Here is a 25341-nt window from a genome sequence, read left to right as displayed (position 1 = left end):
CCGGTTACCCGCAGCCGTTCACTGTCTTGTAACTGAAGCGGCGGGACAATGTCGGGCGCCCGCCATGAACCTTACCGGTTCGAACCTCATGCCATGTCGCAAAGCGCAAATTCGTCCGCCAGGTGATCGATCAATGCACGCACCGAGGGCAGCAAGCCGCGTCGTGAGGGAAAGATCGCATGCACGATACCACTGCGCGGGTACCAGCCTGGCAGCAACTCCACCAGGCGGCCCGCTGCCAGGTCGTCACGCACAGCCACGCGTGGCAGGTGCGCAATGCCGATACCCGCAACCACGAAGTGGCGCAGGGCAAACAGGTCGTCGGTGACCATGCGCGGCGTGTGCGGTATGACGATGCTCTGGTTGTTGTCACCACCCTGGGACAGCTCCCAGTGATACTCCCGCTGGGCGCTGCCCCAATGCAGGCTGGGCAGCGCGCCCAGCAACTGAGGATCGAAACCGTCTGGCAATTGCGCCAGGTAGCGAGGATGGCCCACCAGACACTGGGTGCTGTCGCTCAGCACCTTCATCACCATGTCCGTGTTTTCCAGCGGCGGAAAACGAACACGCAGGGCGATGTCGAAGCCTTCATGCAAGAGATCGACGCGCCGGTTGGTGCTTTCGATGAACAGCTCCACCTGCGGGTACTTGAGCATGTAGCGCGTCAACATCGGCCCGACCCAGGCGTTGAGCAGAGTGGTCGGGCAACTGATACGCACCAGCCCTCGGGGCTCGCTGCGGTTGCGCTCGATGATCTCGGCAGCACCCTCGGCTTCGACGCGCATGGCAAGGCAACGGTTGTAATAGGCCTGGCCGATCTCGGTCAGCGCGAAGTGGCGGCTGGTGCGCTGCAGCAAGCGCACGCCCAGACGCTCTTCGAGGTCGGCAATGCGTCGGCTGAGTTTCGACTTGGGCATGTTCAGCGCCCGACCCGCCGGGGCGAAGCCACCGTGCTCGACCACTTGGGTGAAGTAGTAGAGTGAGTTGAGGTCTTCCAAGAATGCGTCTCCACAGAACCCGCCAAGGGCGGCCTGCGCAGTTTAACGTTCCTGGCGGCTGGATGGTGGATCTGGCGCTTGGGGCGCGGAGCGCGCTCGGGCCCGCCCCGGCCCGAGCACCCGTGCTGGTTCAGTTCTGGACGCTTTGCACCGAGCCGCCATCGACCCGCAGGTTGCTGCCATTGATGAACGAAGCCCGCTCCGAAACCAGCAGCGCGATCGCGGCCGCGACCTCTTCAGGCTTGCCTCGACGCTTCTGCACGATGCCGGGCCGCTCCTCTTCGAGGAAGCTTTCGATAGCCTCCTCGAAGCTCACGCCTTTCTCTTCGGCGCGCTGTTTCATCATGCCATCGGTCATGTTGGTTTCGATGAAGGCCGGCGACACCGTGTTGCACAGCACCCCATGCGCCGCCTCTTTGTAGGACAGGTTCTTGATGAACGCAGCCAGTGCGGCTTTGGCGACGTTGTACACAGCCTCTTCCCAGTAAGGCTGCACGGCATTCTCGGAGGTGATGCACACCAACCGTCCCCAGCCTCGCTTGCGCATCGCCGGAAGGGTGGCCCGCGCCACCCGCACGGCGGTGAAGAAGTCGGTATCCCAGGCTTCCTGGTAGTCCTCGTCCTTCATTTCCAGCGGGTCACCCTTGGCGCCCGTTACCCCCGTGGTATGCACCACGATGTCCACCTGGCCAAAACGCTCTTCGGCTTGCCGGACCAAGTTGTTCACCTCGTCCTGGCGGGTCATGTCCGCCGCTATGAGCAAGGGCGCGCCACCCAACGCCTTGACGGCATCTTCGAGCTTACCTTGGTCGATGTCCGTCAACACCAGCTTCACACCTTCCTCGGCCAGTAGGCGAGCGGTGGCCAGACCAATACCGCCAGCTGCGCCGCTGATCAGGGCCACACGGTTTTTCAAACCTAAATCCATCAACGATCTCCCAGGGAAAGTTCAGCAGCGATAGGTCTTGCGAAATCAAGCATCGGCTCGGCCAATGCCTGAGGGGTCTGGTAAGGCATCAGGTGCCCCGCACCAGGCAGGGTAAGCACAGTGCTGTTAGGGAAGTGCGACAAGGTCGTCCGTTGCTGCTCTTGGGCGTCGGGCACCTGCTGGTCATCGGCGCCGCAGATCAGCAGGGCCGGATAAGGCAGCAGGCCGATGCGATCGCTCCAGTCTTCGCGGCTGCCGTGATCGACCCAGGCACGCCAGGCGTCGAGGTTGACGGCCTGGGCGTCGGCGATGGCGACTTCGCGCAGGGCATCGGGCAGCCTGTGGTAGCTCGAGTCGTCGACGAAGGCTTCGGCTTGCTCCCGGCTGGCGGTGTAGGCCCGTTGCTGGTCGCGGTCTTCATCGCTCATCGGCTGGGGGCCAGGGGGTGATGGGGCGACCAGGATCAGGCCCTGAAGGTAGTCCGGGCGGCGAGCGGCCAGCACGACCGCGACTTTTCCGGTCATCGAGTGGCCAACAAGGATGCAGTGCTTGAGCCCAAGCTCCCGGATGCTCGCATCGACCTGGTCGGCCATTTCGTCGACCGTATAGCCGGTGACGTCATTGGCGTCGCCGTATCCGGGTGTGTTCAGGGCGATGCAGGCATGCGTACGGTCCAGGTAAGGGAGGGTGGCGGACCATGTTCGGTGCGAGCCGCCCAGAAAATGCATCAACACGAAGGTAACGGGACCGCGGCCTTGCTGGCTGTATGGGAGCATCGAGCACCTGAAGTCGTTCGCTTTATAGATGGAAAGCGAAGCGGCTGGGGAAGTTCATTCAGGCGCTGCGAGCGCTGGGCAGCATTGTTTCTGCGGGGTGGGCATCCAGGTATCCTTTCAACCACCCCCAGGACGGTACTGCAGGGCCTCGGCCAGATGCGCCCGGCCAATCGCCGTGCATCCCTCAAGGTCTGCCAGTGTCCTGGCGACCTTGAGCAATCGGTGTGCTGCTCGCAGCGACAGCGTCAGCCGTTCACAGGCGCCTTCCAGCCAAGCCTGATCAGGTGCTGCCAAGCTACAGTGCTGGCGCAGCCCGTCCAGGTCGAGGAATGCATTGGCGCACCCTTGCCGACGCTGTTGCACGTCCCGGGCGTGCGCGACCTGGAGGGCGACGTCGGCACTGCTTTGCCCGCAGGGCCGATTGTTGAGTGTGGTGCTCTCGCGCGCCACGGTCAGGTGCAAGTCGATACGGTCCAGCAGCGGGCCTGACAGTTTATTGCGATAACGGGAGATTTGTTCGGTGCTGCAACGGCATCGCCCTGTGGGGTCGCCCAGGTAGCCGCAGGGGCAGGGGTTCATGGCGGCGACTAACTGAAAGCGGGCAGGGAAGCGCACTTTATCCCGCGCTCTGGCGATCACGATCTCGCCAGATTCCAAGGGTTCACGCAGCACTTCAAGTACCCGGCGCTCGAATTCGGGCAACTCGTCCAGAAACAGCACCCCGTGGTGGGCCAAGGTGATTTCCCCGGGCTGCGGCCGGCTTCCGCCACCCACCAGCGCAGGCCCGGAGGCGGAATGGTGAGGATGGCGAAACGGTCGCTGTGGCCAGCTGCTCAGCGGGGTGTGGCCGCTGACCGACTGGATGGCGGCGACTTCCAGGGCTTCATGCTCATCCAGCGGTGGCAGCAGGCCCGGCAGGCGGCTGGCCAACAAGGTTTTGCCAGTGCCCGGCGGCCCGGTGAAGAGCAGGTTGTGCGCCCCGGCAGCGGCCAGTAGCAGCGCGCGTTTGGCGGCCAGTTGCCCCTGCACCTCGCTCAGGTCGGGATAGGGGCGAGGGTCCAGGAGCAAGCCATTGGCGGCATAGGCAGGTAGCGGTACCTGCCCGTTCAGATGGGCCACCAGCTCCAATAGATGGCCGACGGCATACACCACCAAACCGCTGGCAAGGCTGGCTTCCTCGGCATTTTCACGGGGTACTACCAGCGCTCGGCCAGCTTCGCGTGCGGCGAGTGCTGCCGGCAAGACGCCCTGCACCGGCCGCAACGTGCCTGACAGCGCCAGCTCGCCCAGGCATTCGAGCTCGGTCAGGGCGGCAACGGGTACCTGGGCGTCGGCCGCCAGGATGCCCAGGGCGATGGCCAGGTCATAGCGGCCACCGTCCTTGGGCAGGTCGGCGGGTGCGAGGTTTTGCGTGATGCGCCGCGCTGGGTAATTCAGGCCACTGTTGACGATGGCACTGCGCACGCGGTCCTTGCTTTCCTTGACCGTGGTTTCGGGCAAGCCGACTAATGTGAGATGAGGCAAGCCATTTGCTAAATGGGTTTCGACGCTGACGGCCGGGGCCTGTACGCCTACCTGGGCGCGGCTGTGGACAAGGGCTAAAGACATGGGCGCTCCATTCGCTGCCAAGACCGCTTCCTGCGGATGGACCAAGCATAGCGAGCCAGGATGGCGGTGGGGGTACCAGTGTGCTTCTGATCATTTCCGCCTAAGTAGCGCCTGGAAATGGATCCAATAGCTTTGCGCAGCGACCTTCTTTGGCTTAGTGTTGTTCAAGCAAACCACCGATGCCATGGGATGGCACCGCTTCGACCTTGAAATGGACTTGAGGTATTGCGCTGTGCAAACGCTCACCCACACCCGTGAGGTTATTCGCGAACTGGTTCAGACCAATGCGTTCGTCGAGCTCAACCGCTATTTCGATTCCCTGGAGGCCCGCTGGCACCAAGCCCCTCCGGGTGAGTTCCCAGCTTACCTCTCAGCTGTCGAGCGCCATCTGCTGATCGACCCGGACCAGGGGGACAGAGCGCTGAGCCAGGTCCTTCGGGCCTGGATCGATGCCTGCCCCAGGGCCTATCACCCGCAGGTCGTCATGGGCTTCTATTGCCTCAACCGTGCCTGCCAGGTGGACCAGGGCGGCGCCCGCACACCGGCACGCTGGCTGGCGATAGAGCAAATGTGCGAAACCGCCACTGCCCATTTACTCAAAGCCCTGGCCCGTTCGGAGCGACCGGTTGCGGCCTCCATAGGCTTGCAGTTGCTCAGTGCCAGGTTCCGCGAGCCGGGCTGGCTGATGGAGCTGTTCAATGAACAGCCTGCCCGCTTCAGGCCCAGTGCACGTGCGGATGTAGAGGTGCAGGAGGCTGCGGCGCCGTATTTGGTCAGGCATGGGGTGATGCCCTTGGCCGAGCTGCCTCGGATGTTGCCCGATGGGCTCGCGCCGCGCACCGAGCGCCAGGAACCGCAGGCCTATTGGCTGAGCCAGGCATTGGCCGCACGGCCGGGCTGCTTCGAGGCCATCAAGGCCCATGCGTTGTATCTGTTGCAGGACCGACGTGGGCAAGTCGAGTCCGTCGAACGGTTGGTCAACATGCCGTCCTGCCAGGGCTGGAGCGAGCCGTTGCGCAATGCGCTGCGATGGATGGCCGTCGAGGCACGCTTGAAGCTCCCCAGTACCGAGCGCCCAAGCGCCGTGGCCAAGTACCAGCAGTTGTTCGACGACTGGGCTGTGCGACCACTGCGGCCCAGGGATACTGCCGTGATGCTGGCATGGCGCGGTGCATTGCAGGCGAGCGTTTTACGCGATCACAACCAGGCACTGGCCGATTTTACCCAGAGTCTTGCGTGCCCTGCCGACTTGGGCGGCATTCAGGCACTGGGGCCGCCGCTTCGACATTTGATCATCACGGCTTTGACGAGCACGCCCGCGCACGAGCAGGCGTTGCTCAATACCGCGATCCTTCGCCTGAGCGATGGCCGCTCCCACGCCGCTGCCTGCGCGCTGCGGGCCGCGGGTCATCACTGTGGCTTGTGGGGCCTGGCGCGCAGCGGCGATCAAGCCAAGCGCTGGCTGGCGATTGCGATCAAGCGCCAGCGGGCGGGCCAGGCGCCGGGCCTGAAAATCCTGGAACTGGCCCGCTTGCTCTGGTCCTACGGGCGGCATGAGGTCGCCTACTTTTTGCTTCAGGGCGGCGCCGAGCAAGCCCTGTCAGGTGCGGCGTTGAGCCTGTTTGAACTGCACCAGGGCGAGTGGAACGATACCCCTGGGCGATACCTGGACCGTGAAGTGGCTGAGCAATGGTTGCTGCGCGCCGTCCAGCTGGGCAGTCGCCAAGCCAAATACCGGTTGGCCTGCCTGCAGATGCAAGGGGGGACGAACTTTGGTGATCGAGACAAGGTGCTTGAGGTCAGGTGCCTGTTGATAGACGCCCTGGGCAATGCTCAGACCAATGCCTGCGCACGGTTGCACCTGGGCATATTGCTGCGCCAGTTTGGCCAGCCGCGTGAGCGAGCCGAGGCGGTCGCCTACTTGCTCAGCCTGGTGGAACACCCGGACAGCGCTATTGCGGCGCGTGCCAGTGCCGAGCTGGGGCTTGCCTGGATGCAGGGGCAAGGTACACGCAGGCAAAGCCGCTACGCAGCCATCGAGTGGGTGACCCACGCGGCGAGTCTGCGACCTGGCGACACTGCCATCGAAGACATTCACGCCGAAGTCCTCAATTCGCATAACAGGGTACGCACCCTGTTCACGCAATACGGTGCTGCATTGTTCCGGGGCACCCTACGCCCCAGCGAACTGCCGCCCAAACCTGGCCTGGATCGACCGGCCCGCAGGCTTGAAGCGCGCTGAAACCTGATAAGAGGCTGATTCACTCAGCCTAGGCGTCAGCGTTTAGCTTCCAGGCGCGCTTCGAGTTCGGCGACTTGTTTTTCCAGCGCCTCCAGGCGAGTCCGGGTGCGTGCCAGCACCACCATCTGACTATCGAATTCCTCGCGGCTGACCACGTCGAGCTTGCTCAAAGCGCCCTGCATCAGGGCCTTGAACTGGCTTTCCAGCTCGGCCCGAGGCTGGGTGTTGTCGCTGCTGAACAGGCGCGAGGCCTGGTCGCTCAGGGCATCGAGAAGGGCTTTGGGCGCGAGCATCAAGGTATCCACCAGTGTCGGGAAATGGTGGCCAGTGTACCACGCACCCCGGTGTCTCCAATGACGAGGCGGCGTTGCACATTTTTCGCGCAATGGCAGTGTCGGCCTCGCACCGTATGAGTGCACAGGCTGGGTAGTGGCGATGGGCCAAAGCCGTGCAATGTGACCAAAGGTCTGATTTTGCTGGCTTTCACAAACCTGGCAAGGTTTCTGCAAAGTGCTAAGCGAGCCATGCACTGATGCAGTTCCTTGTGACCAGGCAGTGCGCATGCCGACGACGCGTTACAAAAGGCAACCGCTGCGCTTAGACTTGAGACGGGTTTGTTTTCCTGGGGCAAGTCCACCAAATCGGGAGAGAGTTTCATGAAGCTAGTCACAGCCATCATCAAGCCGTTCAAGCTGGACGACGTGCGCGAGTCACTGTCGGAAATCGGCGTGCAGGGCATCACCGTCACCGAAGTCAAAGGCTTCGGGCGTCAAAAGGGTCACACCGAACTGTATCGCGGTGCCGAATACGTGGTCGATTTCCTGCCCAAGGTGAAGATCGATGTTGCCATCGATGACAAAGACCTGGATCGGGTAATCGAGGCCATCACCAAGGCTGCCAACACCGGCAAGATCGGTGACGGCAAGATCTTCGTGGTGAATCTGGAGCAGGCGATCCGCATCCGTACCGGCGAGACCGATACCGACGCGATCTAAGCAGCAACACAAGCCTCACCAAACCCAACGCCCCAGGAGAAAACAATATGACTCTGCGTAAGATCGCAGGGCTAGGAGCCCTATTGTCCTTCGTCATGCCAGGGCTTGCCCTTGCAGAGGAGGCCGCGCCAGCACTCAACTCCGGCGACACCGCCTGGATGCTCACCGCCACGGCGCTCGTGCTGTTCATGACCATCCCAGGCCTGGCGCTGTTCTATGGCGGCATGGTGCGCTCGAAAAACGTGTTGTCGGTGATGATGCAGTGCTTCGCCATCACTGGCTTGATGAGCATTCTCTGGGTCGTCTACGGGTACAGCATGGCCTTCGATACCACCGGTATGGAGAAAGGCGTTCTCAACTTCAATTCCTTCGTCGGCGGCTTCTCCAAGGCATTTCTCAGCGGCGTGACGCCTGACAGCCTGACCTCGGCCACGGCGCTGTTCCCCGAAGCGGTGTTCATCACCTTCCAGATGACGTTCGCCATCATCACACCGGCCTTGATCGTGGGCGCCTTCGCCGAGCGCATGAAGTTTTCGGCCATGCTGGTGTTCATGGGCATCTGGTTCACCCTCGTCTATGCGCCGATCGCCCATATGGTGTGGAGCGGTGACGGTGCCCTGATGTGGGACTGGGGCGTGCTGGACTTCGCGGGTGGCACCGTCGTGCACATCAATGCCGGTATCGCAGGCCTGGTCTGCTGCCTGGTGCTGGGCAAGCGCAAAGGCTACCCGACCACACCCATGGCACCGCACAACCTGGGCTACACGCTGATGGGCGCGGCCATGCTGTGGATCGGCTGGTTCGGTTTCAACGCGGGTTCGGCGGCTGCGGCCAACGGCACTGCAGGCATGGCCATGCTGGTCACCCAGATCGCCACGGCTGCTGCGGCGTTGGGCTGGATGTTCGCCGAATGGATCGGTCACGGTAAGCCCAGTGCGCTGGGTATCGCATCGGGCGTGGTCGCGGGCCTGGTCGCCATTACGCCGGCAGCGGGCACGGTGGGGCCGATGGGCGCCCTGGTCATCGGCCTCGCATCGGGCGTGATCTGCTACTTCTGCGCCACCAGCCTCAAGCGCAAGCTCGGCTACGACGACTCCTTGGACGCATTTGGCGTACACGGCATCGGCGGTATTGTCGGCGCCATTCTGACCGGTGTGTTCGCAGCCCCGGCGCTGGGCGGCTTCGGCGCGGTCACCGATATCGGCATGCAGGTCTGGGTGCAGGCCAAGGGCGTGATTTTCACCGTGGCCTACACCGCCATCGTCACCTACATCATCCTCAAGGTCCTGGACTTGGTGATGGGGCTTCGGGTCAACGAAGAAGAAGAATCCGTTGGTCTTGATCTGGCGCAGCACAACGAACGCGGCTACAACCTGTAACAACGAAGCTGCAGAAATGTGCCCGGCTTGCCGGGCATTTTTTCGTCTTGTGGTTGGGGTCGGCCTGGGCAGGCGTCCGGGGCATGGGCTGGCATGTCGCTCACAGGCGCCCCTGCTGCCTTTTTTTGATCAATTGCCCAGTATTTTCAGGCGCGCAAACGGTTTATCCCGCCTGTTTGTGACACGGGTACAAAACTTACAAAAGTTGGGGCATTCATGGCGCTTTGCTTTTTCTGCGAGCACGCTAGAATGCGCGCCGAAGGGTGTTGGATCATGCATTCATCACCCCTGCCAGCCTTTGCCAGGCTTGCTAAAAAAGCGCGTGGCCCAGCAGGGGTCACAGGTTTTGTGCGGCACTGCCACGTGCAGGCCCACCAGGGTACAGCCGTCCGTCAGATGTGTTGGCCCAAAGGCCGAGGTCGAACCCACGGCCAGTGGAATTTTCGCCAGGCGCTGCCGGTCTACGGCTGCACTGGTCTCTAACTAACCTGCTTTTGCACGTCATGAGGTAGAACATGAGCGACGACGATCTGGAAAATGATGACCTCGAGGTCGGTGATGAAGACGAGGCTGATGACGGCCTGGAAGCGGCTGCCGATGATGTTGCAGAAGACGCTGGCGACGACGACAGCAGTCCTGCACCCGCTGCCAAGGGCAAATCCAAGGCGGCTGTCTCGGTAGACGAGATGCCCAGCCTGGAAGCCAAGCAAAAGGAGCGCGATGCCCTGGCCAAGGCCATGGAAGAGTTCCTGTCGCGTGGTGGCAAGGTTCAGGAAGTCGAGGCCAATGTGGTCGCCGACCCACCCAAGAAGCCGGACAACAAATACGGCAGTCGCCCTATCTAAGCGATGCCCTCGAAAAACCCGCCGTCGCTGCGGGTTTTTTTATGCCTGGTTTGCGCGGCGAGGTGCTGTCGGCGAGGTCATTGCCAGCGAGCAAGCACCTCGTGCAGGTGCGACAGGCGCTGAATTTCGGCATCGGGCGCTTGTTCACCGACCCATGCCTTGGCCTGGGGGTTGAACCAGACAGCGCGCAGCCCGGCGCGCTGAGCACCGGCAATGTCATCGCGAGGATGATCGCCGACGTGCACCGCTTCGCTGGCAGGCACGCCGCTGCGCCGCAGGGCCTCTTCAAACGGGGCAGGGTCGGGCTTGCCGATACCCAGGTCCTCCGCGCACAAGGCGAAGCGGAAATAGTCGGCCAGCCCCAGCCGGCTGACATCGGCATTGCCATTGGTGATGACGCCCAGGGCGTAATGCTGGCTCAGCAATTCCAGCATCGGCTGGACTTCCGGGAAAATCTCGACCTTGTGCCTGGCCTGCAAGAACACCTCGAACCCCTGTTCGGCCAATTGTTGCGCCTGCGTCTGGCCGTAGCCTACATCTTCGAGGGCGCGGGTCAGCACGCGGCGGCGCAAGGCGCTGATACGGTGCTTGAGCTCGGGTTCTGCCAGGACGATCCGTTCACGGATGGCGAACAGATGTTCGACAGGCACGTCGCCCAGCAACGGGGCATTAGCTTGAAGCCAGTCGCGCAGCACAACCTCGGCACTGGCAATGACCGGCGCTGTGTCCCACAGAGTATCGTCGAGGTCGAAGGTGATCAGCTTGATGTTCATCAGTCGGTGCCTTTGCTGCGTTTGGCCCTGGGATGGGCGCTGTCGTACACCGTTGCCAGGTGCTGGAAATCCAGGTGCGTATAGATTTGCGTCGTGCCGATGTCGGCGTGTCCGAGCATTTCCTGTACAGCGCGCAAGTCCTGGGACGATTCCAGCACGTGGCTGGCGAAGGAATGGCGAAGCATGTGCGGATGCAAATGCTGGCCCAGCTCGCGTTCTCCGGCCACCCTGACCCGCTGTTGCACGGCGCGTGGGCTGATGCGATTGCCTTGCCGAGTGATGAACACGGCGCGATCCCTGGGGTTGCCGGCGCCACGCACGCGGTACCACGCCTGCAGCGCCTCCCGCGCCTTGCGCCCTACCGGCAGCACGCGGGCTTTGCCGCCTTTGCCCAGCACCTGTACCAGGCCACCGGCCAGGTCGACATGGTCGAGATCAAGGTTGGTCAGCTCCGAAAGGCGCAGGCCTGAGGAGTAGAACAATTCGAGGATGGCTTGATCGCGCAGGGCAATGAAATCATCGTCCACGCCGCCATCGAGCAGTTGCAAGGCACGGTCGGTGTCGAGCACCTTGGGCAATCGACGCTCCCCCTTGGGGGCGCTCAGGCCATTGGCAGGATCGTGCTGGCAGATCTTTTCGCGGTTGAGATAACGGTACAGCCCTCGCACCGCCGATAGCAGCCTGGACAGACTGCGCGAAGACTGGCCCTGGTGATGCTGGCGCGCGATCAACTGGCGCAGGTGCTGAATCTGCAAGGCTTGCCAGCCCCCGATAGCCTGCTCGCTGCAGTAGGCCATGACCTTCTCCAGGTCCCGACGGTAGCCCACAAGCGTGTGCTCGGAAACCTGGCGCTCATTGCGCAGGTGTGCGCAGTAAGCCTCCAGCTGGCGCTCCATCAGCGCACCGGGCGCAGGCTTTGGCTGACGCGGGGGACCACACGGCCCAGCACCTCGGCGATATAGCTCAGGAACAGCGTGCCGACACTGCTCTTGTAATGCTGCGGGTCGCGGCTACCAATGGCCAGCACACCATGCAGCCCCTGGTGCTCCAGGGTCGCCACTGCGCTGGAGCCTACGTCGCGGCGTTGCTCCTCACCGAACAGAAACGCCAGCTCGTGGTCACGCAGGCTGCCGCTGACGGTCTTGCCGCTACCGAGCAGCGGGCCGATCGCTTGCTGGGCTTCGGCGTTGCTGACCCAGCGCCCCACGGGCGCCACGTTGTCGCCAAACAGGATCAGGCTGACGAAAGGCACCTGGAACTCCTGACGCAGGCTGTCTTCGACGACCATCACCACGTCTTCCAACGTGGTGGCGTCGAGCAAGTCCAGGATCAGGCGTCTGGTCTTGTCGAACAACCGATCGTTGTCACGGGCCACGTCCATCAACTGCGAAAGGCGGTGGCGCATCTCGATGTTGCGGTCGCGCAGCAACTTGAGCTGGCGCTCGACCAGGGAAACACTGTCACCGCGCTGGTGTGGAATGTGCTGCTCGACCAGCAGCTCATCATGCTCGGTGAAGAAGGTCGGATGAGCACGCAGGTAAGCGACCACCGCTTCGGCATCGAGCTCAGCGGCTTGCTGGGGTATATCCTTGGGGTGATCGGTCATGACGGTTACTCGCTTAAAATCGAACCTGTCCTTCGTAGACGCGTACGGCTGGGCCGGTCATCACCACCGGCTTGCCTGGACCGGCCCACTCGATATGCAAGCGCCCGCCCGGCAGGTCAAGGGAGACGGGCGAGTCCATCCAGCCCTGGCTGATGGCAGCCACGGCAGCTGCACAGGCCCCGGTACCACACGCCTGGGTTTCCCCAGCACCGCGCTCCCACACGCGCAAGTTGGCGCGGTGGCGGTCAATGACCTGCAGGAAGCCGGCATTGACGCGCTGGGGGAAGCGCGGGTGGTTTTCGATCTTCGGCCCCAGCTGATGCACAGGGGCACTGACCACATCGTCCACGCGCAGTACGGCGTGAGGGTTGCCCATGGACACCGCTGCAATCGAATGCACCTGACCGTCCACCTCCAGCGGGTAGCTCACCGACTGCGCGTCGGCGACGAACGGGATGTCGGCAGGGACGAAGCGTGGCGGGCCCATGTCGACACTGACCTGGCCGTCGTTCTGCACGTCCAGCACGATGATGCCGCCCTTGGTTTCCACACGTATGCGCTTCTTGGCGGTCAGGCGCTTGTCGAGCACGAACCGCGCAAAGCAGCGTGCACCATTGCCACACTGTTCAACTTCGGAGCCGTCGGCATTGAAGATACGGTAGCGGAAATCGACTTCCGGGTTGTTTGGCGCCTCGACGATCAGCAACTGGTCAAAGCCGATGCCCGTGTGGCGATCGCCCCACTGCTTGGCGTGCTTGGGCTGGATGTGGGCATGCTGGCTTACCAGGTCCAGGACCATGAAGTCGTTGCCCAGCCCATGCATCTTGGTAAAACGCAGCAGCATGGGCTTACTCCGGCAGCAGGCTTTCGCCAGCGTACAATTCGGCGATGGTTTCGCGGCGGCGTACTTCGAAAGCCTGGTCGCCGTCGACCAGTATTTCCGCGCAACGGCCACGCGTGTTGTAGTTGGAGCTCATCACGAAACCATAGGCGCCTGCTGACTGAACGGCCAGCAGGTCACCTTCGGCAAGGTTCAGGACTCGGTCCTTGCCCAGGAAATCGCCGGTTTCGCAGATCGGACCGACCAGGTCATACGGACGACCTTCGCCCTCACGCGGCTTGACTGCACAGATGCCCATCCAGGCCTGGTACAGGGCTGGGCGGATCAAGTCGTTCATGGCCGCATCGATGATGGCGAAGTCCTTGTGTTCGGTGTGCTTGAGGTACTCCACACGGGTCAGCAGCACGCCAGCGTTGGCCACGATATAGCGCCCCGGCTCGAACACCAGTGCCAGGTCTCGATCGCCCAGGCGCGTGCGAATGGCCTGGATGTAATCGGCTACCAGCGGTGGTTCTTCGTCGCGGTAGCGCACGCCGACCCCGCCGCCCAGGTCCAGGTGGCGCAGGTGGATACCGCACTCTGCCAGGCGGTCGACCAGTACCAGCAAGCGGTCCAGCGCATCGAGAAAGGGCTCCACGGTGGTCAGCTGCGAACCGATATGGCAATCGACCCCGACTACGTCCAGGTTGGGCAACTGAGCGGCCCGCACGTAGATGGCCTCTGCATCGGCGATGGCGATGCCGAACTTGTTTTCCTTGAGCCCGGTGGAAATGTACGGGTGGGTACCTGCATCCACGTCCGGGTTGACCCGCAGCGAGACGGGCGCGACCTTGCCCATTTCGGCGGCCACCTGCTGCAAGCGCTCCAGCTCGTCGGTGGACTCGACGTTGAAGCAATGCACGCCCACTTCAAGCGCACGACGCATGTCTTCGCGGGTTTTGCCCACGCCGGAAAACACCACGCGGTCGGCGCGCCCGCCAGCAGCCAACACGCGCTCGAGTTCGCCACCTGAAACGATGTCGAAGCCTGCACCCATGCGCGCCAGTACATTGAGCACGCCCAGGTTCGAGTTGGCTTTGACGGCGAAGCAGACCAGGTGTTCACACCCTTGCAAGGCATCGGTGTAGCTGCGGTACTGGGCCTCGATGTGGGCGCGCGAATACACGTAGGTGGGGGTACCGTGCCGCTCGGCGATCGCCGACAGGGACACCCCTTCCGCGAACAGTTCACCGTCGCGGTAATTGAAGACGTTCATCCGATTCCCTTATTGCTCAGGCGACTGCTCAGGCTCGGACTGCAGCGTGTCTTGCTGCTCCTCGGTCTGTGCTGACTTGGCTTTGGTCTGGTGCTGGTGCGCCGAGTGGGCGTCTTTGCGGTCCTTGCCGTCATCGGGCAGGTACAGCGGGCCTTTCTGGCCGCATGCAGAAACGAGGCAGGCAACAGCGACCAGCGCCGCGAGGGAGGAAATCAGGCGCTTCATGGATGAAATCCTTAGAAAAATGCAGTATTGAGCCCGAGTATACCGAGCGACCGGCGGCTTGCCTATGCAAGTACCGGCCCGCCGGGCAGGCTATCCTTGGTGCCGACCTGCACCTGTTTGCCGTCAGGGCTGCATTGCGAGCGAAGTGGCCTGCAAGGACCCTGGCTAAACCTTTGCATTCATCGGCCAGCGCCCGTATCGTGCCCGGCTTGCCTGTCACGCCGCCAATTTCGAGGTTCCTGCAATGAGTTTGAGTGAAGCGCGTTTCCATGATCTGGTCGACGCTACCCAGCAGGCGCTGGAAGACCTGTTCGACGAAAGCGGGCTGGACCTGGACATGGAGAACTCCGCTGGGGTGCTTACCGTCAAGTTCGAAGGTGGAGCCCAGCTGATCTTCAGCCGCCAGGAGCCTTTGCGCCAGCTGTGGCTGGCCGATCGGTCAGGCGGCTTCCACTTTGACTATGACGAAGAGAGCGGCAAGTGGGTGTGCGAGAAGAGCGAAGAGCTGCTAGGTGAAATGCTTGAGCGCATCGTGTGGGAGCGAGCCGGCGAAAAGCTGGATTTCGACGACATCTGACATGAGCAATGCACCCGTTCGGCCCCCCAAGCCGCTTTACAGCAACGTCAGCCCAGCGGTGCCATCGCCGTGCATCAGCATCTGCCGCCTTGACGAGCAGCGCGTGTGCACCGGCTGTCATCGGCATGTGGAACATATCCGCGAATGGCGCTCTGCCGATGACGAGCGCCGTCGGCAGATCTGCCGCGAGGCCACTGCGCTTCGCGACCGTAAGGCACACTGATAGCAAGGGCTTGAGTATTTGCCCCGCTGTGGTAGTGTCGGGGCTTGCGTCGATGACGCCAAAGCATTCGAAAACCCCGCCTTTGGGCGTAATGCTGGTCACTTAGGGCTGCACAGCAGCCCCAACAATCTCAAGTGAACAGCACTACGCGCTCAGGGCGGGGTTTCGCTTTATCTGTGCATCGAAAAACTGCCTGTTCAAAGGAGTCTGACTGGATCATGAGCACCAAGCCTTCCCTTATCCTCACCCGTTTGGATGTACAACGTCTGGAGCGTCTGCTCGATAGCCTCGACGAAAGTACCCCTGGCGTGCTCGCGCTCAGCGGCGAGCTCGACCGTGCCGAGCAGGTGGTAGGTCATGATGAGGTACCGGCAGGTGTAGTGACCATGAATTCGCGCGTGCATTGCCGCGAGCAAGCCAGTGGCAAGGACTACCACCTGACCTTGGTCTACCCCAAGGATGCCGGGCCAGACGGCAAGGTCTCGGTCCTGGCGCCCATCGGCTGTGCCTTGCTCGGGTTGTCGGTGGGTGAGCAGATCGACTGGCCGGCGCCAGGGGGCAAGACCCTCAAGCTGGAGTTGCTGGAAGTCGAGTACCAGCCGGAAGCGGCGGGCGATTTCGACCTTTAGTGCTTGCAACGCACCGCTGGCGCGGCCAGTGCTAAGCCTGGCTCGCCAGCACCTGCCGTAGCCCCTCATTCAAGGCCTGCTCAAGTGTCCGTTTGTAGTTCAGGTAGACCTGCGTCGTGGCCTGGCGGCCATCGGGCAACCCGGAAACATCCAAGTCGGTGATGTAGCACCGATACTGGCCCGCATTTCGCCGTTGGGCGATGATTTCCCGGGCCACCATGCCATACAGGCTCGGCCCATGGTCGAGCTCGGAGAACTCCTGCTCCTCGCAGAACAAGGTCACATGCGTGGCACCGTCGGCGTCGGCGTGAAGCATGGCCTGGACGTCGTAGTAGGGCTGCGCGTTCCCCGCATCCGGTGCCGCCCGCTGCTCCAGGCCCCGTGCCCTGCCTGATCCAGACCCGAGCAGCTGCGCGTACACGATGCCCAGGCGTGCTGCTTGCCTTGCACCATAAGGCAACTGCGCCTCGCGTCGTCGCAAGACCGATGCCAGAAAGCGTTGCAGCGGCAGCAGAAGATGAGGTTCGTCCTGCAACGGCACGCGCTCGTGCCACAAGGCGTTGCATTCATCCAGCACGTAGAGCTCGGCCCAGTTGTCGAATAGTCGATAGAAGACCTGAACGCAGTCGCGGCGGGCTTGCTCGAGCACAAGGCCCACATCGGTGTCCGCCAGGGCATTGGCATCCAGATACACAGGGCTGTAGGTGCTGCGCGCCTGGCCCAGGAACGCGAGTAGCGCATCATGATCGTCCAGGCTTGTGAGGACGACCTTGCCCCCAAGCCACTCCAGCACATGAACCTGGTGCGCCACTTGCACCAGGTAACGGCCAGGGGCCTCCTGTTCGTGCAACTGCCGCGCGGTCTGGAAGAGCTCGGCGACACGCTGACTGATGGCCTGCGCCCGGTGCTGGGCAAAGCAGTGCGCCCGCACGTTGGGCCAGCCGCTTGCCTGTTTCGGCAGGTTGATGAAGTCGCGCAGGCATCGCATCAGCGCGTGCTCGCCGTCGTAGCGGTGTACCAGCACCTCGTTCCAGGAGCTGATCGTGACCTGGTCCACCGTCAATACCAGGTTTTCCCGCAGGCCACCGTAGCTGAGCGAGTCGGTACGTTCAGTGGTCAGCAGGATATCCAGTTCACGGTGGTGGGGCAGGGGGTCGATGCCCACGTTGATCAGCAGCAGCACATCGTCGGCAGCGCTTGGCTGCAATAGCCTCATCTCGCTGACGGCCAGCAGCGGCAACACGATGAGTTGCTGCAGGCTCGCGAGCAGGCCCTGCAATTCAGGCTCTTTCAGATCGCTGATGCCCGGATGCAGCGCCAGTCGTGTGTGGCTGTCTATCACGCCATTGCAATGGGCCCAGACCAACAGTTCCACAAGGTGCCAGCAGCGCTTGATCGGGTTGGCGAGTTCCATCTCATGGCCATGCAGGTTACCGCTGTACAGTGCCCAGGGGTGGCTGCCTGGCGCTCTGCGGCTGGGTGATTGGGCCAACGTCACGGTTTGTTCGGCCAGGTCGCAAGCACGGTCGCCCTGGAGGATTTCCACCTTGTCTGCACGGCGTTCGAATGCCGCTTGCAGGCGCCGCCCCAACAGGCTGAGCTCGCGCAGGTCAGCGCGGCTGGTCGCGTCGTGAGCGCGTGCGAACTGCACCAGAAACCGGTAGCTGCGGCTGAGTTCGGCCACCCGTTCGCGGCGCTCCAGGGTAACCTGGTGCACCCCCCAGCCAGGGCGTCCATCGAGCATGGCCAGCTGCGCGCCTCCCCATCCCCATGCGTCGGTCAGGCTGCGCAGCAGGCGGCGTTGCCAGCCCTCGGCGCGCCCCTGTTCGCTGAGCTTGCCGTTCACTTTCAGGTACAAGCTGCGCCGCACCAGTTCCAACCGAGCCAGCTCACCGCGCTGTATCAGGTAGCGCTCGATCCGTCGGTAGACCATGACGTAAGGATCGAGACGGTCAAGGTCGAGCTGATTGGCGAACACCGCTTGCTTGTAGTCAAGGCTCAGGCACCGCACGGTGGGGTATTCGCTGGCATAGGCTTCGGCCAGCAGCAGTTTGAGCAAGGACTTGTGAGGGGCATCGATACCTTTGAACAGCTGCCAAAGCCCGGCGCCAATGAATTCGTGGCCTGGGATCTGCGCCAGGTGGCCCAGATCGAGCGCTTCTCCAGGGCGTACGAAACGCTTTGCCAGCAGGGTCTGGGCGTAGGCCGGGTAAGCGCACTCCTGATCGGGCGGCACCAACCACCACAGTGGCGTCCGTCCTGCCAACCAGAGGGCCGTGCGGTAGAACTCGTCCAGCAGAAGATAATGCTGCGTGGTGCCGCAATCGTCGGTGCCGAGTTGGCCTGTGCGCTGGCCTTGAGCGAACGCCTGGGTGTCAATCAGGAAGAAATGCGTATCGGCGCCCTGGCTCGCGGCCCAGGTCTCCAGCAACTGGCATTTACGCTGCAGTGACTCCAACGCTTCGTGCTCCAGTTCGCTGGTATGGCATACCCACACATCGATGTCGCTGTCCTCAGCCTGGGCAAGCGTGCCCAGGCTGCCGATTAGAAACAGCCCGTCGATGGAACGTGCAGAGGACTTGTCGCGGGCTTTGTAGCTGAAGGCACGTGCCAGGCGCTGGGCTTCGAATATCTGGTCGCCGCTTGGCTCGAAGTCGCAGATCCCTGCCGGCGTCATCGACGAAACATAGCCGGGCAATAACGGATGGTTCACATGGAACAGCACTGGCAGCGCGGTCAGCACCTGCTGCTGGCGGGGGGACAAACCGGCCATTGCCCGCTGCAGGCGGCCTGCGTTGATCTGTAGGTAGCGCCCGCGCAAGGTGGCCAGCAGCTTACGGTCGATCCCGTTGTCCAGGTCCAGTTGGATCTCGTCGGGACAATTCATTTTGCGCTCATCAGTCCGCTGAAGCTGGGGCGAGTGTAGCTTGAACGATACGGCCCACGCAGGCTCATTGAGTACTGAGGCCATTTGCGCGAGTTCCTGCAACCTGTGGGGTAGTGCATCATGGCTGGCTCAATGACAACGTGAGGTAAATCATGCGTGTTTGGATCGATGCCGACGCGTGTCCGAAGGCCGCCAGGGACCTGATCGTCAAGTTCGCCCTCAAGCGCAAGTTCGAAGTGGTCATGGTCGCGGGTCAGGCGGTGGCCAAGCCAGCCTTCGGCATCGTGCAACTGATCGTGGTACCCAGCGGCATGGATGCGGCCGACGATTATCTCGTCGAGCATGCCGTGCCGGGTGAGTTGGTCGTCTGCAGCGACGTGCCGCTGGCCGACCGGCTTGTGAAGAAAGGCGTAGCGGCGCTGGACCCGCGCGGGCGCGAGTTCGACGAGCGCAACATGGGCGAGCGCCTGGCTACGCGCAACCTGTTCACCGAACTGCGTGAACAGGGCCAGTCGGGCGGCGGGCAGGGGCCCTATGGGGATCGCGAAAAACAGGCGTTTGCCAATGCGCTGGACCGGATTATCACTCGGCTATCGGTGCGTTGATATCCAGTAGAGCGTCAACCACCCGGTCAGGCGCTCCAGCCGGGCAAGCGGAGCTTACTCGTGGGTCAGCTCCAGCACGCGATCAACCAGCTTGTAGATCCCGCTAGCGGCTTCGCTGATGGTCTTTGCCGACATGTAGGCGGGAGTGGTCACCAGTTTGCGCTGCGGGTCCTCGACGATGTCGTGCACGTCGCATTCTTCGTGGGTGCCGCCCATCTTGACGACGGCCTCAGCGGTATCGGCGTCGTTACCGATGGTGCAGACCACGCCAGGGCCATAGATCTTGGCAGCCAGTGCAGGCGAGATACAGATCAGGCCAACTGGCTTGCAGGCAGCGGCGAACGCCTCGGCCAACGCCAGGACATCCGGATTGACAGTGCAGTCTGCGCCTTTTACGGCAAAGTCCGAGAGGTTCTTGGCTGCGCCAAAGCCGCCCGGAACGATCAACGCGTCGAAGTCCTCGACGCGCGCCTCACGGATGTCTTTCACATCGCCACGCGCAATACGGGCAGATTCCACCAGCACGTTGCGCGACTCGGGCATCTCGTTGCCGGTCAGGTGGTCGATGACATGCATCTGCGCGATGTTCGGTGCAAAGCACTGCACCTGCGCGCCGCGTTGGTCCAGGCGCAGCAGGGTGATCACGCTTTCGTGAATTTCTGCACCGTCATAAACGCCACAGCCAGAAAGAATCACCGCCACTTTTTTTGTCATGCTCATTACTCCAGGTCGAAGCGCTTGATACCCGTCAGGCTGGCAGCGCGGCGCAGTGCGGGATGGTCCATGTCTGTTGGAGTGTGCCGCGGTGCAGGTGTTCAGTCCTGGGACTCGCGCGCAGCCCGGCGCTCTGCCCGCAGCGTACGAAAGCGCCGGTGCAGCCACAGGCCTACGCCAAGCACCAGCAAGGCACCGAGTACCCACAGTTCGTAGCGCTTGATATTGCCCAGCAGGCCTTCGAGGATTGCGCCGAAATGATAGGCCGCAGCACCCAGGGCGATGGCCCAGATCGCGGCCCCGATGCCGTTGAGCAGCAGGTAGCGCCGCGGCGGATAGCCCGAGAGGCCGATTGCGACCGGCATTACCGTGCGAAGCCCGTAAACAAAGCGGAAGCTGAGCACCCAGATATCGGGATGGCGACGGATGTGGCCCAGGGCGCGGTCGCCCATTGCCTGCCAGCGGGGCTTGCGCGCCAGAATCTTGCGTCCATGGCGACGACCCATGAAATACCACAGCTGATCACCGGCATAGCTGCCCATGAATGCCACCAGGCATACCAGCTTGATGTCCATGTAATCGCGGAACGCAAGAAAGCCTGCAAGGACCAGAATGGTCTCGCCTTCGAAGAAGGTGCCTAGAAAAAGGGCAAAGTAGCCGAAATCCTGCAGGAATTGTTGGAGCATTTTCTGAGGTGCTGGCGAAATGAACGCGCAGCCTACCCCTTCGCGTGCGTTCGGGAAAGTGTCCAAATGTGTCTCGACGTGAACAGTGCCCGCCACCACAATGTCTGCAACCGTGTGCCATGGCTTGCCCTGGCGTGTAACACAGGCGTCATAATGGGCGCTTATCTTGCCGCTCAATTGATGATAGGGCGTTAACGTCCTCAGGACCGCCAGATGAATAACGAAGTGCTTCCCCCTGTCTTGATCAAGGATGCCAAGGAGCTTCCAGAGGAGCTGGTGCAGACCCCGCCTGATCTGCCACCCGGGTCCCAGGTCGCTGTAGAGCCTGCAGCGGAGCCAGCGACGCCCACGCCGGCCCCGGCGCCGCCCATCGCCGTGCCCGGCCTGGACGATACCAGCCTGTACATTCATCGCGAACTGTCCCAACTGCAGTTCAACATCCGGGTACTGGAGCAGGCGCTGGATGAAAGCTACCCGTTGCTCGAACGCCTGAAGTTCCTGCTGATTTTCTCGAGCAACCTGGACGAGTTTTTCGAGATTCGTGTGGCTGGGCTTAAGAAACAGATCAATTTCGCCCGCGAGCAGGCCGGCGCCGACGGCTTGCAGCCGCACCAGGCCCTCACGCGCATCAGCGAACTGGTGCATATCGAGGTCGATCGCCAGTACGCGATTCTCAACGATGTATTGCTGCCAGAGCTGGAAAAACACCAGATTCGATTCATTCGTCGTCGTCACTGGACACCCAAGCTCAAGACATGGGTGCGTCGCTACTTCCGCGACGAGATCGCGCCCATCATCACCCCGATCGGCCTGGACCCTACCCACCCATTCCCGTTGCTGGTGAACAAGAGCCTGAACTTCATCGTCGAGCTCGAAGGCGTCGATGCCTTCGGCCGCGATTCAGGTCTGGCCATCATTCCGGCACCGCGGCTGCTGCCACGGGTCATTCGCGTGCCTGAGGAAGTGGGTGGCACCGGTGCGAACTATGTCTTCCTTTCGTCGATGATCCATGCCCACGCAGACGACCTGTTCCAGGGCATGAAGGTCAAGGGGTGCTACCAGTTCCGCCTGACCCGCAACGCCGACCTGGCGTTGGATTCCGAGGAAGTCGACGACCTGGCCCGGGCGCTTCGTGGCGAGCTGTTCTCGCGCCGCTATGGCGATGCCGTGCGCCTGGAAGTCGCCGATACGTGCCCCAAGCACCTGTCGGACTACCTGCTCAAGCAGTTCAGCCTGAGCGAAAGCGAGCTGTACCAGGTCAACGGGCCGGTCAACCTGACGCGGTTGTTCAGCATTACCGGGCTGGACAGCCATCCCGAGCTTCAATATGTGCCGTTCACCCCGGCCATCCCGAAGTTGCTGCAGAACGCCGACAATATTTTCAGCGTGATCAGCAAGCAGGACATCCTGCTCATGCACCCCTTCGAGTCGTTCACGCCGGTCATCGACTTGTTGCGCCAGGCGGCCAAGGACCCGCACGTCCTGGCCGTACGCCAGACGCTGTACCGCTCCGGCGCCAACTCGGAAATCGTCGATGCGCTGGTCGATGCAGCGCGCAACGGCAAGGAAGTCACCGCAGTGATCGAACTGCGCGCACGCTTTGACGAGGAGTCCAACCTGCAGATGGCAAGCCGCCTGCAAGCAGCAGGCGCGGTGGTGATCTATGGCGTGGTCGGTTTCAAGACGCACGCCAAGATGATGTTGATCCTGCGCCGCGAGCAGGGCGAGATCGTACGCTATGCGCACCTGGGGACCGGCAACTACCACGCTGGCAACGCCCGTTTGTACACCGACTACAGCCTGCTCACCTCCGACGATGCGCTCACCGAAGACGTCGGCAAGCTGTTCAGCCAGTTGATCGGCATGGGCAAGACCCTGCGCATGAAGAAACTGATGCATGCGCCGTTCACCTTGAAAAAGGGCATGCTGGACATGATCGCCCGCGAAACCCAGTTCGCCTTGGACGGCAAGCCGGCGCATATCATCGCCAAATTCAACTCGCTGACCGATGCGAAGGTCATCAAGGCCTTGTACAAGGCCAGTCAATCGGGGGTGAAGATCGACTTGATCGTGCGTGGCATGTGCTGCCTGCGTCCAGGGATTCCAGGGGTTTCACATAACATCCAGGTGCGCTCGATCATCGGCCGCTTCCTGGAACACACCCGTGTGTTCTATTTCCTCAATGGCGGTGAAGAGCAGATCTACCTCTCCAGTGCCGACTGGATGGAGCGCAACCTCGACAAGCGGGTCGAGACCTGCTTCCCGGTCGAGGGCAAGAAGCTGCTGTTGCGGGTGAAGAAGGAACTGGAGGCGTACCTGACCGACAACACCCACGCCTGGACCCTTCAGCCAGACGGGCGCTATGTGCGCAGCAGTCCAACGGGTAACCAGAACCCGCGCAGTGCCCAGGCGACCCTACTGGAGCGCCTGAGCAACCCGGTCCTCAACGTACGCTGAGGACAAAGCCGACCCGGGCCAGCCACTCCGCCTCGTTGGCAAAGTCGGCCTGGGTCAGCTGGTTCTGTTCGAGCCAACCTTCCGGGAATACCACTTCCAGGCGGTTGTCGGCCGCCTTGAGCTCGACTTTGGGCATCTGCTGCGTGCCCCGGATATGGTGGAACAGGATGGCGAAGCGCAGCAGCACGCACAGGCGCAGCAGCTTGACCCCTTCATCCCCCAGTTCGGCATAACGGTCCTTGGGAATGTTGCGGCGGTGGCCGCGCACCAGCAAGGCCATCATCTGCTGATCCTCGCGCGAGAAGCCTGCCAGGTCGGAGTGCTCGATCAGGTACGCGCCGTGCTTGTGGTAATGATAGTGGGCAATGTCCAGGCCGATCTCGTGGACCTTGGCTGCCCAACCCAGCAGGTCGCGCCAGTTGCCGTCCTGCAGGTCCCATGCCTCGGCCACCTGGTCGAAGGCATGCAGTGCCTTGCGCTCGACCCTGGCGGCCTGGCCTTGGTCGACGTGGTAGCGCTCCATCAGCGAGTTGAGGGTACGCTCGCGTACGTCCTCATGATGATGCCGTCCAAGCAGATCGAACAGCACACCTTCACGCAGCGCACCGTCGCAGTGGTCCATGCGCTGCAGCTCCAGGGCATCGAAGATCGCTTCGAGGATGGCCAGGCCCGCCGGGAAGATGGTGCGCCGATCCGGCTTGACCCCATCGAAGTCGATCCTGTCGACTTCGCCCAGCTTGAACAGCTTGCGCTTGACCCAGGCCAGCCCGTCGGCATTCACCTCACCATTGCCCAGGCCTGCGGACCTAATGGCGGCGCCGATGGCACGAATAGTGCCGGACGAGCCGATGGCTTCATCCCAGGTCAGGCGGTGCAGGGCATGCTCGATGCTCATCAGCTCAAGCCGGGCGGCCGTATACGCCTGTGCATATCGCGCCGGGGTGATCTTGCCGTCACGGAAATAGCGCTGGGTGAAGCTGACGCAGCCCATCTGCAAGCTCTCGCGCAACAGGGGCTCGAAGCGCTGGCCAATGATGAATTCGGTGCTGCCGCCGCCGATGTCCGCCACCAGGCGCTTGCCTGGGGTATCGGCCAGCGTGTGGGAAACGCCCAGGTAGATCAGGCGGGCCTCTTCGCGGCCTGAAATGACTTCCACCGGGTGGCCAAGGATGGCTTCGGCACGCTGGATGAAGATGTTGCGGTTGCGCGCTTCACGCAAGGCGTTTGTGCCGACGATGCGCACCGAGCCTGCGGGCATGCCGTTGATCAGCTGAGCGAAGCGCTTGAGGCACTCAAGGCCGCGCTCCATGGCTTCTTCACTGAGCTTGCGCTCCTCATCGATGCCGGCGGCCAGCTGTACCTTCTCGCCCTGCCGCTCGAGAATGCGGATTTCGGTGTGGTGGGCCTTGGCCACGACCATGTGGAAGCTGTTGGAGCCAAGGTCGATGGCGGCTATCAGGGACAGGTTCTTCGCGGTGGTATGCGGCATGATCTGGAAGTTCTCGGTCATTAACCTGGCAATCGTGCCACGATAGCAGGCTGGTCGCCAACGCGTGGCACCTGGCCTGCGCGGTGAGCTTGATATACGGCAATATGCCATTCGATTGGATGACGGCGATGTGACAGTTTCGATTCGAGTGCTCTTGCACAACTATAGTTACACTCAATCGTCTGCGGCTTCCTGTCGACCGCGGGGGCGGCTATGATGGGCAACGTTTTCCGTGCTTACGACCTTGGAGATTTCCATGAGCGACAAAATCAAACACGTCACCGACGCCACCTTCGATGCCGAAGTGCTTCAGGCTCAAGGCCCGGTGTTGGTCGACTACTGGGCTGAATGGTGCGGCCCGTGCAAGATGATCGCTCCGGTTCTGGACGACATCGCCACTACGTACGAAGGCAAGCTGGTCGTTGCCAAGCTGAACATCGACGAAAACCAGGAAACCCCAGCCAAGCACGGCGTGCGTGGTATCCCGACGCTGATGCTGTTCAAGAACGGCAACGTCGAAGCCACCAAGGTCGGCGCCTTGTCCAAATCGCAGCTGGCAGCGTTTCTCGACGCCCACCTGTGATGAAAAAGCCCCGCAAATGC

25 protein-coding genes are annotated in these 25341 nt (G+C 62.3%); 10 read left to right on the top strand and 15 right to left on the bottom strand.

All coding sequences use genetic code 11. From position 1 onward, the window contains the following. Nucleotides 1–86: 86 nt before the first annotated feature. The 4 genes from ACF8E5_RS13325 to ACF8E5_RS13310 form a co-directional block, all read right to left on the bottom strand. Entirely contained in the window at nucleotides 87–998 is a 912-nt protein-coding gene (locus tag ACF8E5_RS13325; RefSeq protein WP_197844302.1) for a LysR substrate-binding domain-containing protein, read from the bottom strand. A 130-nt stretch (nucleotides 999–1128) separates the two neighbouring features. Next, complete coding sequence (locus tag ACF8E5_RS13320; RefSeq protein WP_144963932.1) at nucleotides 1129–1926, bottom strand: SDR family NAD(P)-dependent oxidoreductase; 798 nt, start codon at nucleotides 1924–1926, stop codon at nucleotides 1129–1131. Continuing rightward, the gene (locus ACF8E5_RS13315; protein WP_392475389.1) at nucleotides 1926–2702 is read right to left on the bottom strand and encodes an alpha/beta fold hydrolase; all 777 of its coding nucleotides are present in this window, start codon (nucleotides 2700–2702) and stop codon (nucleotides 1926–1928) included. Before ACF8E5_RS13315 ends, ACF8E5_RS13320 begins: the two co-directional genes overlap by 1 nt. Nucleotides 2703–2819: 117 nt before the next feature. Next, nucleotides 2820–4310, bottom strand: coding sequence for a YifB family Mg chelatase-like AAA ATPase (locus ACF8E5_RS13310; RefSeq protein ID WP_058602804.1), 1491 nt, complete (start codon nucleotides 4308–4310; stop codon nucleotides 2820–2822). Nucleotides 4311–4542: 232 nt separating this feature from the next. Here ACF8E5_RS13310 and ACF8E5_RS13305 point away from each other — a divergent pair, with 232 nt between their 5' ends. Next, complete coding sequence (locus tag ACF8E5_RS13305; RefSeq protein ID WP_392475406.1) at nucleotides 4543–6552, top strand: DUF4034 domain-containing protein; 2010 nt, start codon at nucleotides 4543–4545, stop codon at nucleotides 6550–6552. A 35-nt stretch (nucleotides 6553–6587) separates the two neighbouring features. Here ACF8E5_RS13305 and ACF8E5_RS13300 read toward each other — a convergent pair whose 3' ends face one another. Then, a complete protein-coding gene (locus ACF8E5_RS13300; RefSeq protein WP_058602805.1) occupies nucleotides 6588–6845 on the bottom strand; it encodes an accessory factor UbiK family protein in 258 nt (85 codons plus the stop codon). A gap of 363 nt (nucleotides 6846–7208) precedes the next feature. Between ACF8E5_RS13300 and glnK the strand changes: the two genes are divergently transcribed. The 3 genes from glnK to sutA all read left to right on the top strand — a co-directional run bounded on the left by glnK (nucleotide 7209) and on the right by sutA (nucleotide 9771). Continuing rightward, complete coding sequence (glnK, locus tag ACF8E5_RS13295) at nucleotides 7209–7547, top strand: P-II family nitrogen regulator (RefSeq protein WP_002555808.1); 339 nt, start codon at nucleotides 7209–7211, stop codon at nucleotides 7545–7547. 47 nt (nucleotides 7548–7594) lie between these two features. After that, entirely contained in the window at nucleotides 7595–8926 is a 1332-nt protein-coding gene (locus ACF8E5_RS13290; RefSeq protein ID WP_023532646.1) for an ammonium transporter, read from the top strand. 515 nt (nucleotides 8927–9441) lie between these two features. Further along, nucleotides 9442–9771: a transcriptional regulator SutA gene (gene sutA, locus ACF8E5_RS13285; protein ID WP_023532471.1), complete on the top strand. Its 330-nt coding sequence runs from the start codon at nucleotides 9442–9444 to the stop codon at nucleotides 9769–9771. Between the two features lie 77 nt (nucleotides 9772–9848). Here the strand turns inward: sutA and ACF8E5_RS13280 are convergent, their stop codons facing one another. Genes ACF8E5_RS13280 through ACF8E5_RS13255 form a run of 6 tightly spaced genes read right to left on the bottom strand, consistent with a single transcriptional unit; the run spans nucleotide 9849 to nucleotide 14471 of the window. Next, nucleotides 9849–10544: an HAD family hydrolase gene (locus tag ACF8E5_RS13280; RefSeq protein ID WP_058602807.1), complete on the bottom strand. Its 696-nt coding sequence runs from the start codon at nucleotides 10542–10544 to the stop codon at nucleotides 9849–9851. Next, on the bottom strand, nucleotides 10544–11440 hold the full coding sequence (gene xerC, locus ACF8E5_RS13275) for a tyrosine recombinase XerC (protein WP_058602808.1): 897 nt from the start codon (nucleotides 11438–11440) through the stop codon (nucleotides 10544–10546). The genes ACF8E5_RS13280 and xerC overlap by 1 nt, the downstream gene beginning before the upstream one ends. Continuing rightward, nucleotides 11440–12150, bottom strand: a complete 711-nt coding sequence (locus ACF8E5_RS13270; protein WP_058638862.1) for a DUF484 family protein — start codon at nucleotides 12148–12150, stop codon at nucleotides 11440–11442. The genes xerC and ACF8E5_RS13270 overlap by 1 nt, the downstream gene beginning before the upstream one ends. A 13-nt stretch (nucleotides 12151–12163) precedes the next feature. Further along, entirely contained in the window at nucleotides 12164–12994 is an 831-nt protein-coding gene (gene dapF, locus ACF8E5_RS13265; RefSeq protein ID WP_078479335.1) for a diaminopimelate epimerase, read from the bottom strand. Between the two features lie 4 nt (nucleotides 12995–12998). Then, nucleotides 12999–14246, bottom strand: coding sequence for a diaminopimelate decarboxylase (gene lysA / locus ACF8E5_RS13260; RefSeq protein ID WP_058638863.1), 1248 nt, complete (start codon nucleotides 14244–14246; stop codon nucleotides 12999–13001). A gap of 9 nt (nucleotides 14247–14255) precedes the next feature. Further along, entirely contained in the window at nucleotides 14256–14471 is a 216-nt protein-coding gene (locus tag ACF8E5_RS13255; RefSeq protein WP_058638864.1) for a lipoprotein, read from the bottom strand. Between the two features lie 244 nt (nucleotides 14472–14715). Here ACF8E5_RS13255 and cyaY point away from each other — a divergent pair, with 244 nt between their 5' ends. From cyaY to rnk, 3 genes are all read left to right on the top strand, one after another. Then, complete coding sequence (gene cyaY / locus ACF8E5_RS13250) at nucleotides 14716–15048, top strand: iron donor protein CyaY (RefSeq protein WP_023532439.1); 333 nt, start codon at nucleotides 14716–14718, stop codon at nucleotides 15046–15048. Between the two features lies 1 nt (nucleotide 15049). Next, nucleotides 15050–15271, top strand: a complete 222-nt coding sequence (locus ACF8E5_RS13245; RefSeq protein ID WP_058602813.1) for a DUF1289 domain-containing protein — start codon at nucleotides 15050–15052, stop codon at nucleotides 15269–15271. A gap of 218 nt (nucleotides 15272–15489) precedes the next feature. Then, nucleotides 15490–15900 (top strand): nucleoside diphosphate kinase regulator, encoded by a 411-nt coding sequence (rnk, locus tag ACF8E5_RS13240; protein WP_058638197.1) that lies wholly within the window; start codon nucleotides 15490–15492, stop codon nucleotides 15898–15900. A gap of 31 nt (nucleotides 15901–15931) precedes the next feature. Here the strand turns inward: rnk and ACF8E5_RS13235 are convergent, their stop codons facing one another. After that, complete coding sequence (locus ACF8E5_RS13235; RefSeq protein ID WP_197844300.1) at nucleotides 15932–18787, bottom strand: class I adenylate cyclase; 2856 nt, start codon at nucleotides 18785–18787, stop codon at nucleotides 15932–15934. 152 nt (nucleotides 18788–18939) lie between these two features. Between ACF8E5_RS13235 and ACF8E5_RS13230 the strand changes: the two genes are divergently transcribed. Then, on the top strand, nucleotides 18940–19392 hold the full coding sequence (locus ACF8E5_RS13230) for a YaiI/YqxD family protein (protein WP_058638196.1): 453 nt from the start codon (nucleotides 18940–18942) through the stop codon (nucleotides 19390–19392). A gap of 54 nt (nucleotides 19393–19446) precedes the next feature. Here ACF8E5_RS13230 and elbB read toward each other — a convergent pair whose 3' ends face one another. Next, nucleotides 19447–20106, bottom strand: a complete 660-nt coding sequence (gene elbB, locus ACF8E5_RS13225) for an isoprenoid biosynthesis glyoxalase ElbB (RefSeq protein ID WP_058638195.1) — start codon at nucleotides 20104–20106, stop codon at nucleotides 19447–19449. 101 nt (nucleotides 20107–20207) lie between these two features. Then, a complete protein-coding gene (locus tag ACF8E5_RS13220; RefSeq protein ID WP_023532679.1) occupies nucleotides 20208–20792 on the bottom strand; it encodes a DedA family protein in 585 nt (194 codons plus the stop codon). A gap of 213 nt (nucleotides 20793–21005) precedes the next feature. Here ACF8E5_RS13220 and ppk1 point away from each other — a divergent pair, with 213 nt between their 5' ends. Continuing rightward, a complete protein-coding gene (gene ppk1, locus ACF8E5_RS13215) occupies nucleotides 21006–23249 on the top strand; it encodes a polyphosphate kinase 1 (protein WP_058602818.1) in 2244 nt (747 codons plus the stop codon). Here the strand turns inward: ppk1 and ppx are convergent. Next, nucleotides 23236–24738, bottom strand: a complete 1503-nt coding sequence (ppx, locus tag ACF8E5_RS13210; protein ID WP_058638203.1) for an exopolyphosphatase — start codon at nucleotides 24736–24738, stop codon at nucleotides 23236–23238. The genes ppk1 and ppx overlap by 14 nt on opposite strands. 256 nt (nucleotides 24739–24994) lie before the next feature. Between ppx and trxA the strand changes: the two genes are divergently transcribed. Further along, on the top strand, nucleotides 24995–25321 hold the full coding sequence (gene trxA, locus ACF8E5_RS13205) for a thioredoxin TrxA (RefSeq protein ID WP_058602819.1): 327 nt from the start codon (nucleotides 24995–24997) through the stop codon (nucleotides 25319–25321). Nucleotides 25322–25341: the final 20 nt, after the last annotated feature.

Source organism: Pseudomonas sp. WSY_20, from assembly GCF_043104335.1.
Lineage (GTDB): Bacteria > Pseudomonadota > Gammaproteobacteria > Pseudomonadales > Pseudomonadaceae > Aquipseudomonas > Aquipseudomonas parafulva_B.
The sequence above is the reverse complement of the archived record's forward strand: the minus strand, read 5'-3'. Positions and strand labels throughout refer to the sequence as shown.